This window comes from Agrobacterium larrymoorei (assembly GCF_030819275.1).
GTDB classification, from domain to species: Bacteria; Pseudomonadota; Alphaproteobacteria; order Rhizobiales; family Rhizobiaceae; genus Agrobacterium; species Agrobacterium larrymoorei_B.
Map to the genome: position 1 here is coordinate 408,526 of NZ_JAUTBL010000001.1, position 12,523 is coordinate 421,048.

The 12,523-nt window shown below is 58.3% G+C and carries 14 protein-coding genes; 13 read left to right on the forward strand and 1 reads right to left on the reverse strand.

Translation table 11 applies throughout. The features are described 5' to 3' along the window. Positions 1 to 22 precede the first annotated feature (22 nt). From QE408_RS01860 to QE408_RS01895, 8 genes are all read left to right on the forward strand, one after another. Complete coding sequence (locus QE408_RS01860) at positions 23 to 844, forward strand: ferritin-like domain-containing protein (protein ID WP_306928060.1); 822 nt, start codon at positions 23 to 25, stop codon at positions 842 to 844. Positions 845 to 919: 75 nt separating this feature from the next. Further along, positions 920 to 2,179 (forward strand): peptidoglycan DD-metalloendopeptidase family protein, encoded by a 1,260-nt coding sequence (locus QE408_RS01865; protein ID WP_306928063.1) that lies wholly within the window; start codon positions 920 to 922, stop codon positions 2,177 to 2,179. A gap of 188 nt (positions 2,180 to 2,367) precedes the next feature. After that, positions 2,368 to 3,870: a DEAD/DEAH box helicase gene (locus QE408_RS01870; RefSeq protein ID WP_306928064.1), complete on the forward strand. Its 1,503-nt coding sequence runs from the start codon at positions 2,368 to 2,370 to the stop codon at positions 3,868 to 3,870. After that, entirely contained in the window at positions 3,870 to 4,283 is a 414-nt protein-coding gene (locus QE408_RS01875; RefSeq protein WP_306928066.1) for an NUDIX domain-containing protein, read from the forward strand. Before QE408_RS01870 ends, QE408_RS01875 begins: the two co-directional genes overlap by 1 nt. A gap of 147 nt (positions 4,284 to 4,430) precedes the next feature. After that, on the forward strand, positions 4,431 to 5,504 hold the full coding sequence (locus tag QE408_RS01880; protein ID WP_306928068.1) for an ABC transporter substrate-binding protein: 1,074 nt from the start codon (positions 4,431 to 4,433) through the stop codon (positions 5,502 to 5,504). 139 nt (positions 5,505 to 5,643) lie between these two features. Beyond that, a complete protein-coding gene (rpe, locus tag QE408_RS01885) occupies positions 5,644 to 6,321 on the forward strand; it encodes a ribulose-phosphate 3-epimerase (RefSeq protein ID WP_306928070.1) in 678 nt (225 codons plus the stop codon). A 126-nt stretch (positions 6,322 to 6,447) separates the two neighbouring features. Then, positions 6,448 to 7,755: an adenylosuccinate lyase gene (gene purB / locus QE408_RS01890; RefSeq protein ID WP_306928072.1), complete on the forward strand. Its 1,308-nt coding sequence runs from the start codon at positions 6,448 to 6,450 to the stop codon at positions 7,753 to 7,755. Positions 7,756 to 7,904: 149 nt separating this feature from the next. Beyond that, positions 7,905 to 8,492: an RBBP9/YdeN family alpha/beta hydrolase gene (locus QE408_RS01895; protein ID WP_306928074.1), complete on the forward strand. Its 588-nt coding sequence runs from the start codon at positions 7,905 to 7,907 to the stop codon at positions 8,490 to 8,492. Positions 8,493 to 8,891: 399 nt separating this feature from the next. Here QE408_RS01895 and QE408_RS01900 read toward each other — a convergent pair whose 3' ends face one another. Further along, on the reverse strand, positions 8,892 to 9,233 hold the full coding sequence (locus tag QE408_RS01900; protein WP_306928076.1) for a DUF1476 domain-containing protein: 342 nt from the start codon (positions 9,231 to 9,233) through the stop codon (positions 8,892 to 8,894). A gap of 247 nt (positions 9,234 to 9,480) precedes the next feature. Between QE408_RS01900 and purC the strand changes: the two genes are divergently transcribed. From purC to gpt, 5 genes are all read left to right on the forward strand, one after another. Further along, complete coding sequence (purC, locus tag QE408_RS01905; protein WP_306928078.1) at positions 9,481 to 10,245, forward strand: phosphoribosylaminoimidazolesuccinocarboxamide synthase; 765 nt, start codon at positions 9,481 to 9,483, stop codon at positions 10,243 to 10,245. Positions 10,246 to 10,262: 17 nt separating this feature from the next. After that, positions 10,263 to 10,505, forward strand: a complete 243-nt coding sequence (gene purS, locus QE408_RS01910) for a phosphoribosylformylglycinamidine synthase subunit PurS (RefSeq protein ID WP_062441600.1) — start codon at positions 10,263 to 10,265, stop codon at positions 10,503 to 10,505. Between the two features lie 119 nt (positions 10,506 to 10,624). After that, positions 10,625 to 11,296 carry a phosphoribosylformylglycinamidine synthase subunit PurQ gene (purQ, locus tag QE408_RS01915; RefSeq protein ID WP_306928081.1) on the forward strand — a complete coding sequence of 224 codons (672 nt, stop codon included), beginning with the start codon at positions 10,625 to 10,627 and terminating at the stop codon, positions 11,294 to 11,296. 66 nt (positions 11,297 to 11,362) lie between these two features. Beyond that, positions 11,363 to 11,767, forward strand: a complete 405-nt coding sequence (locus QE408_RS01920) for a hypothetical protein (protein ID WP_306928083.1) — start codon at positions 11,363 to 11,365, stop codon at positions 11,765 to 11,767. 185 nt (positions 11,768 to 11,952) lie between these two features. Next, the gene (gene gpt / locus QE408_RS01925) at positions 11,953 to 12,450 is read left to right on the forward strand and encodes a xanthine phosphoribosyltransferase (protein WP_306928084.1); all 498 of its coding nucleotides are present in this window, start codon (positions 11,953 to 11,955) and stop codon (positions 12,448 to 12,450) included. The last annotated feature ends 73 nt before the right edge of the window (positions 12,451 to 12,523 follow it).

A 12,523-nucleotide genomic window follows, 5' to 3' on the forward strand; every position in this document is an offset into this window, starting at 1 on the left:
GGCCAAGACTGATCCGACGACCATGACATTAACGCTGACATCGCTAAGGGGCGCTGCAACCGAAGCCATCGCCTCAGCCGATCTCGACCGCAAGACGGCGCTGGCGCAGGAAGCAGCAACCCGCTGGTTCGAGCGACGTCTCTCTCTGCGCTCGCCGCTCGACCCGAAATTGCCGGACCGCCCGGGACGACCTGGGAAGCCGGAACTTGTCCCGCCAACCGCAGTCAAGCGTCGGTCTCTCCACAGCGTGAAGGGCCGGATCGCTCTCTTGCACGCCATCGCCCATATCGAACTCAACGCCGTGGATCTCGCACTCGATATCGTTGCGCGTTACGCCAGCGAGCCGGTGCCGCATTCCTTCTTCGATGGCTGGATGCAGGTGGCCTTCGAAGAGGCGAAACACTTCCGGCTGGTGCGAGATCGCCTGCGGGCGATGGGCGCCGATTACGGAGATCTTCCGGCGCATGACGGTCTCTGGCAGGCCGCACACCAGACGCGCAATGACCTTACCGCCAGACTTGCAGTCGTGCCGCTCATTCTCGAAGCGCGCGGTCTCGATGTCACCCCCTCCCTCCAGGCCAAGATGCGGGAGACGGGCGATCTTGAGAGCGCTGCCGTTCTCGACGTCATCTATAATGACGAGAAGGGCCACGTTGCGATTGGCGCGAAGTGGTTCCGCTTCCTGTGCGCGCGTGAAAAGAAGGACCCGGCGGAAACCTTCAAACAACTGGTCCGAGTCAATTTTCGTGGACCGCTGAAGCCGCCCTTCAACGATCTTGCCCGCGCCGAGGCGGGATTGACGCCGTCCTTCTATCGGTCGTTGACCGCCGTCAGCCAAAGCTGAGCGCCTCTGTAAAAGCTTCGTTAACCTTAACAAATTATCTTTCTCAGTGGACAAAGAACCGCGGCTGGAGCTGAAATGACGGAAGCGAGGACAAACCTGGCCTTTGGCAAGAAGCGCAAGCAGCACATCCTCATTCTGGCGAGCGGCGAGAAAATTCGCCATGTCACGATCAGACCCTTGATCGTCGTCCCCGCACTGCTGATTATCCTCGTCATGAGCCTCGGCTTTATCGGCTCGACTGCCTATCTCGTTTTCCGCGACGATATGCTGGGTGCGATGATTGCACGGCAATCGCGCATGCAAAAGGATTATGAGGACCGTATCGCCGCGCTCCGTTCGCAGGTGGACCAGATTACATCGCGTCAGCTTCTTGATCAGCAAGCTGTTGAGAAGAAAGTGGAAACGCTTCTCGCCCAGCAGAATGCCCTGTCCTCCCGTCATGGACGCGCCAACGAACTCCTCAATGAGGACGCTGTATCGGCACAGGAGGACCAGAGTGTCACACCTTCGGCCAACGCGTTCGCTCCCCAAAAGAAGGCAAGCCTTTCCGGCGGCGTATCCGCCATCGACCGAGCGCTGCGTGGTCCTGAAAAAGGATCAACGCTCAAAGGCAGCTTGACCTATAGCGACAACAAGGACGCCGTGTCCGGTCGCGCGCTGACACGCATGCTCGCCTCGCTCAACCGCGTCGAATCGGAGCAGCTTGGGCGAATCGCTTCGCTGACGACTGGCGCAAAAAGCCGGGCCGATGCGATGGCCGATATCATTCGTAGCACGGGGCTTAAAATTGACGACAAGCCTGACGATGCCATCGGCGGGCCCTTTGTGGAAGCCTCGACCAATCCGTTTCAGGCCTCGCTCGCAGATCTCGACGATGCCTTGGACCGCCTGGAGACCGTTCGTGGTACGGCAGAGCGCCTGCCGCTCGGTAACCCGGCGCCCGGTCGCGATATCACCAGCCGCTTCGGCAATCGCATGGACCCGTTTCTCGGTCGTCCTGCGCTTCATACCGGCATAGACTTCCGCGCAGAGACCGGTGCCGATGTGCGGGCGACGGGTGCCGGCACTGTTTCTTTCGCAGGCTATTCAGGCGGTTACGGCAACATGGTAGAGGTCGATCACGGCAAAGGTGTCACGACACGCTACGGCCATTTGTCGCAAATCCTTGTTCGCACCGGCGAAAAGATCGAGCTATCCGATGTCATCGGCAAGGCCGGCAGTACCGGACGCTCCACCGGACCTCATGTTCATTACGAAGTGCGGTTGAACGATGAGGCGGTTGACCCGATGCGCTTCCTCGTCGCGGGCACTGAATTGAAGACTTATCTTCAGTAAAGCACCGCTTCGCATCAGAATTTGAGCCGAATTTTCTTTCATCGGCCAGTTTTCATGTGCCATTTCGGGACAAATCCCTGTTTCCTTGACTTTTCGGCGATTTAAGCCTATGTCGCGGACCACGATCTGCGGCACTAACGCTACGACAGTCGCTTGTTCTTCGAACCAGAACGGAAACAGTTTTTCCTTTGACAACATTCTCTGATCTTGGCCTGAGCCAAAAAGTCCTTTCCGCTATTGCCGATGCTGGCTACACCACGCCAACACCTATCCAGGCGGGCGCCATTCCTCCGGCGCTGGAAAGACGCGACATTTGCGGCATTGCACAGACGGGAACCGGCAAGACGGCGTCCTTCGTGCTGCCGATGCTCACCCTGCTCGAAAAGGGCCGCGCGCGCGCGCGAATGCCGCGCACACTCATTCTGGAACCGACGCGTGAACTGGCGGCCCAGGTTGCCGAGAACTTCGAGAAGTACGGCAAGAATCACAAGCTGAACGTCGCACTTCTCATTGGCGGCGTTTCGTTCGAAGAGCAGGACCGCAAGCTGGAGCGTGGCGCAGATGTCTTGATCTGCACCCCCGGCCGTCTGCTCGACCATTGCGAACGCGGCAAGCTTTTGATGACGGGCGTGGAAATCCTCGTCATCGATGAAGCCGACCGCATGCTCGACATGGGCTTTATCCCCGATATCGAGCGCATTGCGAAGATGATCCCCTTTACGCGCCAGACGCTGTTCTTCTCGGCCACCATGCCGCCGGAAATCCAGAAGTTGGCCGATCGCTTCCTGCAAAACCCGGTCCGCATTGAAGTGGCTAAACCCTCTTCGACGGCAAAGACCGTGACGCAGCGCATCGTCGCGACCCACGACAAGGATTACGAGAAGCGCGCCGTGCTTCGCGACCTGATCAAGGCTCAGACCGAGCTCAAGAACGCGATCATCTTCTGCAACCGCAAGAAGGACGTGGCCGATCTTTACCGGTCGCTCGAACGGCACGGTTTCTCCGTCGGCGCCCTGCATGGCGACATGGACCAGAATTCGCGGACAAAGATGCTCGCGGGCTTCAAGGACAATCAGATTACGCTGCTGGTCGCGTCGGACGTTGCCGCACGCGGTCTCGACATTCCCGATGTCAGCCATGTCTTCAACTTCGACGTCCCGATCCATGCGGAAGATTACGTCCATCGCATCGGCCGTACCGGCCGCGCCGGTCGCTCCGGTGCCGCCTTCACGCTCGTCAATCGTCGTGACACCAAGTATCTCGACGCCATCGAGAAGCTGATTGGCGAAAAGATCGAGTGGCTGAGCGGAGATCTTTCGGAACTTCCCGCACCCATGGAAAGTTTCGCCACCGATCGTCCGCGCCGCGGCAAGGACAAAGAACGGGATCGTGGCCGTGGCCGCGACAGAAACCGCCGCGAAGAGACTCAACAGGTCGAAGCGGAAATCCCCAATGTGAAACCGGCTGACACCATTCAGGTTGCGGCAAATGGAGGCGACAAGGTGAAGGCAGAGCGCAGGCACGAAAAGGCACCTCGCAATTTCGAGCGGAGCCACGGTGCTTCCCATGCGAATGACGACAACCGTGATCGCCGTCGCCACTATCGCGACCATGATGATGGCCCGACTCCAGTCGGCTTTGGCGATGACATCCCGGCCTTCATGCTGATCGTCGCTAACGCCAAAGGCTGATGGCACAGCCAGGCATCGATTTTCCCGGTGTCGGATGTGGTCTCGTCATCAGGCGGGACGGCAAGGTGTTGCTTTATAAGCGCGTAAAATCTCCCGAAGCTGGCCACTGGAGCATTGTGGGCGGCAAGGTCGATCACATGGAGCACGCCCTTGCGGCTGCCCGTCGCGAGGCCGAGGAAGAAAGCGGGCTGACCATCGGGGACGTCCGCTTCCTCTGTATCAGCGAGCAGATCATACCAGCCGACAGGCAACATTGGCTGTCGCTCATCTACGTAACCGATGAGGTGACGGGAACGGCGCAATTGACGGAGCCGGACAAGCTCTCCGAGATGGGCTGGTTCGATCTCAACGACCTGCCCTCTCCACTCTCTGTTTTCGCCCAGGATGCGTTTCGCCATCTCGCATCACGATGAGATCATGACCGTGCCAAGGTTGGCGGTCCATCCATCACGCGACGAACAATCATTCTTTGCCATAAAGCGCATTTTTCTTGGCGTTGAACCTTTTGCATCCTGCTCAGCCTCGATAACATTGGACAATCGCACAGGATAATGCCGTTGATGAATTCACTCCGCCTGCTCAGTTTTGCCATCAGTCTCAGCCTGGCTGGCGTTGCAAATGCTGCGACCATCGCAGTCGTTGCGCCGCAGAACGGCGCATATGAGACGCTGGGGTTGCAAATCCGGCAGGGTGTGAAGGCGGCGGCGGCAAAGGCCGGCCTCGATGTGATGGAGATCCATGAAAGCTGCGAAGACGGCAGCGGTGGTGCCATCGCTGACGGTCTCGTTGCGTCGAAAGTCTCCGTGGTTGTTGGTTTTCTATGTACGGAAACCCTCGCGGATGCGCTGCCGACGCTCAAGAATGCCGCAATCCCCGCCATCACTCTGTCGAGCCGCTCGCCCATCCTGATGGAAGATGCGTTGAAGCGCGGCTGGCCGCTCTTCCGCATGGCACCGTCGGAGAACGACGAGGCCTCTGCCGTGGCGGATATCATGCTGCGCGACTGGAAGGGATTGCCCTTTGCACTTCTTGATGATGGAACGATCTATAGCCGTGAGCTGGTGGACCGTGTGCGAGCGCGCTTGGAGGAGGCGGGATTGAAGCCGACCTTCACCGACACGCTGCGCCCTTCGCAGGAACAGCAGATCGCCCTTGTACGTCGCCTGAGCCGTACAGGCGTGACACATGTCTTCGCGGCGACAGAACGCAATGACCTATCGATCATTGCACGCGACGCTGCGGCAGAGAAAATTCCCCTCCTCCTTATGGGCAGCGACGCGCTGCGAGCGGCAAACGCACCTGTTCCGCTACAGCCGGGCACGCTTGCTGTCGCCCTGCCGGACTACGCGGCCCTACCCTCTGCGGCAGACGTGGTTCAGCAGCGCCGCGCTGCCAACATCGAACCCGAAGGCTACGTTCTTCCGGCCTATGCCGCCGCCCAACTCTCAGCCCAGGCGCTGGAAAAGGCATCGGAACAATCGAAGCCCACGCCTGTTGTGATGGTTGGTACGACCTTCAACACGGTGATCGGCCCCGTCCTCTTCAACGATCACCACGAGTTGCAGGACAATCCCTACCGGCTCCAACGCTGGACCGGAACGAATTTCGTCTCTGTGGACAAGGCGCTAAATTAGGGTGCTCCAGCGACGTCGTATCGCGAGATCGATTTCTATCTAATCGATTTGGCCCTTCTGAGGTTCGGATCGCCGCTTGTTGACCCATGCGTGCGGTGCTAAGGGCCAGCAACGCCTTGCCAAACAGGAGCATTTGCAGATGACCCTTCCCGTCCGGATCGCCCCCTCCATTCTTGCCTCCAACTTCGCAAAGCTCGGACAGGAAGTCGCCGATGTGACGGCCGCTGGCGCTGACTGGATTCATCTGGACATAATGGACGGACACTTTGTGCCGAACATGTCCTTCGGGCCGGATGTGATCAAGGCGCTTCGCCCCCACAGCAAAGCCTTCTTCGACTGCCATTTGATGATCGCGCCTGCCGATCCTTATTTTGAGGCCTTCGCGAAGGCCGGTTGCGACAGCATTACGGTCCATGCCGAAGCGGGCGTGCATTTGCACCGCTCGCTGCAAACCATCCGCTCGCTCGGCAAGAAGGTCGGCGTCACGCTCAATCCCGCAACGCCGCTTTCCGTGCTGGAAAACGTGCTGGACGATGTGGACCTCATCCTCATCATGAGCGTCAATCCAGGCTTTGGCGGTCAGAAGTTCATTCCCGCCATGCTCGACAAGATCCGCGCGGCGAAGTCGCTCATCGGCAATCGCCCGATTGAGCTGGAAGTGGATGGCGGCATCACCACCGAAACGGCTGGCAGCGCTATTGCGGCGGGCGCCAATGTGCTGGTTGCGGGTTCTGCCGTGTTCAAGGGTGATGGCGTGGATGATTATACCAAAACCATCTCCGCTCTCAGAGCATCCGCCGAAAGCGGCAGGGCCTGATCGCCACGTAAACGCCTTTCGGCAGAGGCCGTGTTGTCGAATTCACCCTGGCACACCGAATGCGTTGAGATTGCCGGAACACTTTGCTAAACGGGCACCAGATTTCTCACTCAAGAAGGCTTTGCCATGATCCCTCGTTATTCCCGGCCGGAAATGGTCGCTATCTGGTCGCCGGAAACCAAGTTCCGCATCTGGTTCGAAATCGAGGCGCATGCCTGTGACGCGCTGGCAGACATTGGCGTAATCCCGAAGGAAGCGGCAAAGACGATCTGGGAAAAGGGCGGAGCTGCCGAGTTCGACGTTGCCCGCATCGACGAGATCGAAGCCGTCACCAAGCACGACGTCATTGCCTTCCTCACCCATCTTGCAGAATTCGTTGGACCGGATTCCCGTTTCGTCCACCAGGGCATGACCTCATCCGACGTGCTCGACACGACGCTGAACATCCAGTTGGTTCGCGCTGCCGACCTGCTGATCGCCGGTATGGACCGCGTTCTGACCGCGCTGAAGACCCGCGCTTTCGAGCACAAGAACACGGTGCGTATCGGTCGCAGCCACGGCATTCATGCCGAGCCGACGACGATGGGCCTGACATTTGCCCGCTTCTATGCCGAGATGGACCGCAACCGCGCCCGCCTCATCAACGCCCGCGCCGAAATCGCCACGGGCGCCATCTCCGGCGCTGTCGGCACCTTCGCCAATATCGACCCTTCCGTCGAAGAGCATGTCTGCAAAGCGCTTGGTCTGTCGCCAGAGCCCGTATCCACGCAGGTGATCCCGCGTGATCGTCACGCCATGTTCTTTGCAACACTCGGCGTCATTGCCTCGTCGATCGAAAACGTCGCCATCGAAATTCGCCACATGCAGCGCACGGAAGTTCTGGAGGCGGAAGAGTTCTTCTCTCCTGGCCAGAAGGGTTCCTCCGCCATGCCGCATAAGCGCAACCCGGTTCTGACCGAGAACCTCACGGGTCTGGCTCGCCTCGTGCGCATGTCTGTCGTTCCTGCTTTGGAGAACGTTGCTCTCTGGCATGAGCGCGATATCAGCCACTCTTCCGTCGAGCGTGGCATCGGCCCGGACACCACCATCACGCTCGATTTCGCCCTCAACCGTCTGGCAGGCGTGATCGAGAAGCTGGTGATCTACCCGGAAAACATGTTGAAGAACATGAACAAGTTCCGTGGTCTCGTCCATTCGCAGCGCGTCCTTCTGGCTCTGACACAAGCCGGCGTTTCGCGCGAGGATTCCTATCGCCTCGTTCAGCGCAATGCGATGAAGGTCTGGGAAGAAGGCAAGGACTTCCTCGAAGAACTGTTGTCGGACGAGGAAGTGCGCGCAGCCCTTCCGGAAGAGACGATCCGCGAAAAGTTCGATCTTGGCTACCACACCAAGCATGTCGACACGATCTTCAAGCGTGTCTTTGGCGAGGCTTGATCCCTCAGCATCACGATAAGAGTTGCTCACCTTGGACAGCACTGAGGTGAGCACGACTGCATGGTGATACTCAGTCGCTCCCGACGCTTTGTGACTGATCCTGTGCTTTACATCTTGATAACGCCAGCCAACACACCAAGATAAGCGGCATGAAAGCATCAGAAGCAGATATACTCATTGTTCCCGGCTACACAAATTCCGGCCCCGACCACTGGCAAAGCCGCTGGCAGGAAAAGCTGTCGACAGCACGGCGCGTCGAGCAGGCGGAATGGTCTAAGCCTGTCCGCGAAGACTGGGTCGCTCGGCTTGTGGAGGAAGTCAACGCCTCGACGAAACCTGTGGTCCTCGTCGCGCATTCGCTCGGCGTGCCGACGGTTATCCATGCCCTGCCTGAAATCGGATCCAGGGTTGCTGGCGCGATGCTCGTCGCACCGCCAGATGTTGCCAATCCCGAAATCCGGCCAAAGCATTTGATGACCTTTGGCCCCTATCCACGCGATCCGCTCCCATTCCCGGCGATCACCATCGCCAGTCGCAACGATCCTTTCGGGACTTACGAGCATGCCGACGACATCGCCGCGGCCTGGGGCTCGCTTCTGATCGATGCTGGCATGTCAGGACATATCAACACGGAATCGGGTCATGGTCCCTGGCCGGAGGGCACCATGGTCTTCGCCCAGTTCCTGAGCAAGCTTCAACCGCCGGCTGGCTTCGATACGGCTATTCATAACCGCTGAAAAAACCAGTTCTCTTTGCCACTCTGACGGTGCATGGAAAGTAAAATAGAAATGCCGCGCAAGTATATCCTGCGCGGCCTCGGCTTTTCGGCATCGGTGATCAAAAGCCATATGTGTCTGGTAGCCTGGAGACTGGATCATCTCCAGGCATCAGAGCATCGGCGCGAAAACCGGAATCGACTTTCGGAAAAAGTACGATGCGCAGACTGAAAGAACGAGCGCCCTTAGTGCATCCAAAATGACGCACGGCGCTCTAAAGCATGGTCCAGGCAAAAGTGTGCAGCGGTTTTGCGATAACGACATGCAATAACAAAGACCTAAAGCGTATGAGCGAACCTGAAGGATCGCGACACGCTTTAGGCCGAGCGCCGCCGGATGTTTGGAATTCGAAATGAAGACTCAGGCAGCGCGCTTGCTGTCGAACTGCGCAATCCCATTGCGAAGTTCGTCGGCGGCACAGCGCAGGAGGCTGCTCATCTGGTCATGGATCGCGTCATCAGTGACGCCAACGCCAGCAGCGACGAAATCGTCATGCAGCTTGTTGAACACGGCCTCATCGCCTTCGCGGCCGATGGCGGCGGCGACGATCTCGCTGGCATAAGAATTGGCGTCTTCCTTGTGCATGAGGGATGCAGCCCAAAGGCCCATCAACCTGCTGCGCATGCCGTGAAGACGGAAGCTCAGTTCTTCTTCGTGAAAATACAAATTTTCAAGCGCTTTACCGCGTTTTCTCAGACCCATGATTATACCCCGTTTTACTTAGTTGTTATTTGCGTCCTCTTGATCGGGACAACACTGTTCTAGAATACAACTATTGAAAAAGCGTAACTTTGAGACGATGCCTTGGAAGAGCCAAAAACAAGGTTGAAGAATTGCAAACAAGCGCGCGCCGTCGCATTGTGAAATTGCTTCTTTTCCGTTATGGGACCGCTTCAAGAAACGAAACGACCGCCACCAGCACCGGCGCTAGAACAAGAGATATGTCGCTATGAACCGTCGCCGCCGAATCTATGAAGGCAAGGCCAAGATCCTGTATGAAGGTCCGGAGCCCGGAACGCTCATCCAATTCTTCAAGGATGATGCCACCGCTTTCAACAAGAAGAAGCATGAAGTCATCGACGGAAAAGGCGTTCTGAACAACCGCATCTCGGAATATGTCTTCACGCATCTGAACAAGATCGGCATTCCCACCCACTTCATCCGCCGCCTGAACATGCGCGAGCAGTTGATCAAGGAAGTGGAAATGATCCCGCTCGAGGTTGTCGTGCGCAACGTCGCCGCCGGCTCGCTTTCGAAGCGTCTCGGCATCGACGAGGGCATCGTGCTGCCGCGCTCGATCATCGAGTTCTATTACAAGTCGGATGCGCTCGAAGACCCGATGGTCTCCGAAGAGCACATCACCGCTTTCGGTTGGGCAAACCCTGCTGAGCTCGACGACATCATGGCACTCGCCATCCGCGTCAACGACTTCCTCTCCGGTCTCTTCCTTGGCGTCGGCATTCAGTTGGTCGATTTCAAGATCGAGTGCGGCCGTCTTTTCGAAGGCGATATGATGCGCATTATCCTTGCGGATGAAATTTCGCCGGATAGCTGCCGCCTGTGGGATATCGAGACGCAGGAAAAGATGGACAAAGACCGCTTTCGCCGCGATATGGGTGGGCTTGTGGAAGCCTATTCGGAAGTCGCGCGCCGTCTCGGCATCATCAATGAAAACGAACCGATCCGCGGCACAGGCCCGGTTCTCGTCAAGTGAAATCAGGAGACCATCAGGTGATCAAGGCACGGGTGACTGTTACGCTGAAGAACGGCGTTCTCGATCCGCAGGGTAAGGCAATCGAAGGCGCGCTGGGGAGCCTCGGTTTTGATGGCGTCGGCCAGGTTCGTCAGGGCAAGGTCTTCGATCTTGAACTGAACACCACCGACAAGGCGAAGGCCGAAGAAAATCTGAAGGCGATGTGCGAGAAGCTTCTCGCCAACACCGTCATCGAAAACTACGCGATCGCCATCCTCTAGAGCAACTGCGGTGAACGGTGGTTCACCTCCATTGCTTTCACTCTTTGTTTGACGCATTTCCGGACGAAAAACCGCAGACACGTTTGCTGGAAATGCTCTGAATTTCGGAGCCAAGGCCCATGAAATCCGCAGTCGTCCAGCTTCCTGGCCTCAATCGCGACCGTGACATGATCGCGGCCTTGACGAAGATTTCGGGCCAGGCACCCGTCACCATCTGGCAGACGGAAACACAAATCCCGGATGTCGATCTGATCGTCATCCCCGGCGGCTTTTCCTATGGCGATTACCTTCGTTGTGGCGCGATCGCGGCCCGCATGCCCGTCATGCAGGCGATCCGCGAGAAGGCGGAACAGGGCGTCAAGGTTCTGGGCGTCTGCAACGGCTTCCAGATTCTCGTCGAAGCCGGAATGTTGCCAGGTGCCTTGATGCGCAATGCCTCGCTCAAATTCGTCTGCCGCGAAGTCAAGCTCGAGGTCGTCAACAACGACACCGAGTTTACCCGCACCTACGATAAGGGCCAGATCATCCGTTCGCCCGTCGCCCATCACGATGGCAACTATTTCGTCGAGGCCGAGGAATTGAAGGCGATGGAAGACAATGGCCAGGTGGTGTTCCGTTACGCGGAGGACACCAACCCGAACGGCTCGCTGAATGATATTGCCGGTGTCATCAACGCCAAGGGCAATGTTCTCGGCATGATGCCGCATCCGGAAAACCTCATCGAAGCGGCCCATGGCGGCAAGGATGGCCGCGGCATATTCGCCTCGGCGCTCGGCGTTATCGCTGCCTGATATCAACAGCATCGAGCCGGGCGCATCAGCCCGGCTTTCTTTTTGCCGCTCCTGCTGGATTGAAGAATGAACCGCACCGTTCCCACACGTTCCATCGGCATCGCCGCTCTGGGCCTCGCAGCAATCGCACTTGCTGCATGCCAGCCGAAGCCTGAGGCGCCGCGGGTTGCCTCGCAGGCGGCCCTTCCGGTGATGGAGCGCATCGCCCTTGGCGCCAATGCCTGTTGGTTCAAGTCTAGCGATCCGGCCTTCAAGGCCTATCGCCTCGCGCCGGAACTCAACTCCTTCTCAGGCCGTCCGCGCATTCTGCTCGTCCCGCGCAACAGCCCGGAATCGCGCCCGATGCTGGTGGTCCAGGCCGAAGGCAATCCGGCCAATCTTCAGGCCTTCGGCCCCGTGATGAATGACGGTCACGCACCGCGCATTTCCGCCGACATCAAGCGCTGGGCCAATGGCGGCAAGGGCTGCTGACAGCCATCCACGTGACCGCGACGCGTCGCGGCCTCTTAAAAAGAGATCGCTGGAAGTTCTCGGAGCGCCTCCGTGGGTACCGTCAGCACGATCATGATCGCCGCAAACGCGCGGACTTGCTTTTTGCCGTTTCTTGCCGCTATTAGCCAAAGCCATTAGCAATTGAATGAGATGGCAGACCCACCATGTCCCTTCCCGATAAAGCCTTCCCAGTCTCCTGGGATCAGTTTCACCGCGATGCCCGCGCACTGGCATGGCGTCTTGCCGGCCTGAACAAGGAGTTCAAGGCTATTGTCTGTATCACCCGCGGCGGACTGGTACCGGCAGCCATCATCTCCCGCGAGCTCAACATCCGCCTGATCGACACGGTGTGCATCGCCACCCGTCACGATTACCTCAATCAGGGCGATACCATTCTGCTGAAGGGCATCTCTCCTGAGCTGCTGGAGAAATCCGGTGAAGGCATTCTCGTCGTGGACGATCTGACCGATACCGGCAAAACCGCATTGGAAGTGCGCGAGATGCTGCCAAAGGCGCATTTTGCCTGCGTCTATGCCAAGCCGACCGGCGTTCCCACTATCGACACTTTCGTCACCGAAGTGAGCCAGGACACCTGGATCTACTTCCCATGGGACATGGGCTTCACCTATCAGGAGCCGATCGCCAAGGGCGCGCCCGGCTGATCACCACGCATCCATCACGTCGCGCCAAGTCTTCTGAGGTTTGGCGCGACATGAGTCGATCTTGCTTTCCCAA

What these genes read in the sequence shown, in the direction of transcription:
- purB (WP_306928072.1), top strand. Translation starts at nt 6,448, where the DNA reads ATGATCCCTCGTTATTCCCGGCCGGAAATGGTCGCTATCTGGTCGCCG.
- purC (WP_306928078.1), top strand. Translation starts at nt 9,481, where the DNA reads ATGAACCGTCGCCGCCGAATCTATGAAGGCAAGGCCAAGATCCTGTAT.
- gpt (WP_306928084.1), top strand. Translation starts at nt 11,953, where the DNA reads ATGTCCCTTCCCGATAAAGCCTTCCCAGTCTCCTGGGATCAGTTTCAC.
- QE408_RS01865 (WP_306928063.1), top strand. Translation starts at nt 920, where the DNA reads ATGACGGAAGCGAGGACAAACCTGGCCTTTGGCAAGAAGCGCAAGCAG.
- QE408_RS01895 (WP_306928074.1), top strand. Translation starts at nt 7,905, where the DNA reads ATGAAAGCATCAGAAGCAGATATACTCATTGTTCCCGGCTACACAAAT.
- QE408_RS01920 (WP_306928083.1), top strand. Translation starts at nt 11,363, where the DNA reads ATGAACCGCACCGTTCCCACACGTTCCATCGGCATCGCCGCTCTGGGC.
- rpe (WP_306928070.1), top strand. Translation starts at nt 5,644, where the DNA reads ATGACCCTTCCCGTCCGGATCGCCCCCTCCATTCTTGCCTCCAACTTC.
- QE408_RS01875 (WP_306928066.1), top strand. Translation starts at nt 3,870, where the DNA reads ATGGCACAGCCAGGCATCGATTTTCCCGGTGTCGGATGTGGTCTCGTC.
- QE408_RS01880 (WP_306928068.1), top strand. Translation starts at nt 4,431, where the DNA reads ATGAATTCACTCCGCCTGCTCAGTTTTGCCATCAGTCTCAGCCTGGCT.
- QE408_RS01900 (WP_306928076.1), bottom strand. Translation starts at nt 9,233, where the DNA reads ATGGGTCTGAGAAAACGCGGTAAAGCGCTTGAAAATTTGTATTTTCAC.
- purQ (WP_306928081.1), top strand. Translation starts at nt 10,625, where the DNA reads ATGAAATCCGCAGTCGTCCAGCTTCCTGGCCTCAATCGCGACCGTGAC.
- QE408_RS01860 (WP_306928060.1), top strand. Translation starts at nt 23, where the DNA reads ATGACATTAACGCTGACATCGCTAAGGGGCGCTGCAACCGAAGCCATC.